The following is a 1,455-nucleotide window of genomic DNA, read 5'->3' on the forward strand; positions in this document are numbered from 1 at the left end:
TCATCGCGCGCTCGGTCACGGGGCCGGCGGCGCGGGTGTCGATGATCACGCGGCGCAGAACTGCCGGCGAGGCGACGATGGCCATCAGCGCGATCGGGTTGGCCACCGGCTCGGGCAGGCCCAGCAGCGTGAGCACCCAGTACACGCTGAAGTAGGTCAGCGTGGCTTCCAGCAGGCTCTGCACCAGCACCATCGGGTTGTGGCGGAACCAGCGCAGCGGCAGGCGCCCGCCAGCCTCGAACAGCACCACGGCCACGCCGAGCTCGAGCAAAAAGAGGCTGATGCCGCGCAGCGGCCAGATCGCGCCTTCGAAGCCGGCGAAGCCCACCACCGCGCCCACCAGCGAATAGCCGATCACCTTGGGGAGCCCCAGGTAGCGTTGCACCAGGTGGCCGGAAGCCGCCGCCGCCGCCAGCAGCAGCGACCACAGAATAGTGGGCAGGCCCGCCGAGGGGCGCACCCATTCGGACCAGAAGCCCAGCAGATCGTTGAGGAAGCTCGTCAAATTCATCCAGGCAGGAAAAAGCTCACCGGCCGGCTGCGCCAGCGGGCCCAGATCGCGCTGCGGATGCGGGCGCGGTCACCGAGGCTCACGCTGTGCGCACGCAGCGCCAGGCGGAAAGCGAAGTAGAAACTCACGCTCACATTGAGCGCGCCAATGACCGGGAACGCCGCTACCGCCCACCACAGCGGGGGCTGCTGCAGCACCGCGAGGCCGGTGGCTGCCGCGGCTGCGGCGATCTGTCCGGCCGAGAGTGTCACGTGCCGCACGTCCAGGCCAAGCCCGAAGAAACCCGCGAACGCGGGCAGCAGCCCGAGCATGAGTCCCAGCGAGATGTTGGAGGCGAAGCCTGAGATGTGTGTGCGCATGAAGTCGGCCCAGCGGCGGGCCCGTGCGGCGCCGAGAAAAGCGCCGATGCGGGGGTTGTAACGCATGGCGGAGTCCATGCGATGCAGGACAAAGGCGTTTTCTGTCCATCCGGCGACGATGCTGGCCGAAAACAGCAGGATGCCGGTGATTGCCGCATAAAGCGCGGTCGGCCCGGCCAGCGAGAGCGATTTCAGCGCGGCCGCGGCATGCGCGGCGTCGAGCAGCGGCCGCTCCAGCGCCAGCTGAGCCAGCAGCGCAATGCCCACCACCGCCGGCACCACCACCAGCACGTTGCCCAGCACCGCCGCCACTTGCGAGCGCACGAGGTTCGCGACCTCGTCGACGAAATCGCTCACCGCGCCGTCCGAATTGATGTCGCGCAGCCGCGCCGCCATGGCCGGCGCCGTCATCGCGGGCTGTTTGGTGGCCAGCGTCAGGTGCAGCAGCTGGATCGCGACGAAGCTGGCCGCATACATCAGCCCCGAGCCCAGCCCGCTCCAGAAGGCCGACAGGCCCAGCGCATAGATGCCGAACTTCAGCAGCACCGTGATGGCCGTGAGCGCGCCGCCGCCCGCAGCCTTCTT

1 protein-coding gene and 1 pseudogene are annotated in these 1,455 nt (G+C 68.9%); both read right to left on the minus strand.

Annotation, left to right across the window (positions count from 1 at the left end; genetic code table 11):
- On the minus strand, positions 1-511 hold a 511-nt coding region (locus ACSFA3_RS23140; protein ID WP_435507787.1), incomplete at its 3' end, for a cation:proton antiporter domain-containing protein.
- Positions 508-1,455, minus strand: a pseudogene (locus ACSFA3_RS23145) (site-specific recombinase); the annotation flags it as partial. The gene ACSFA3_RS23140 and the pseudogene ACSFA3_RS23145, both read right to left, overlap by 4 nt.

The organism is Variovorax glucosi (assembly GCF_051216695.1).
Classification (GTDB): Bacteria; Pseudomonadota; Gammaproteobacteria; order Burkholderiales; family Burkholderiaceae_C; genus Variovorax.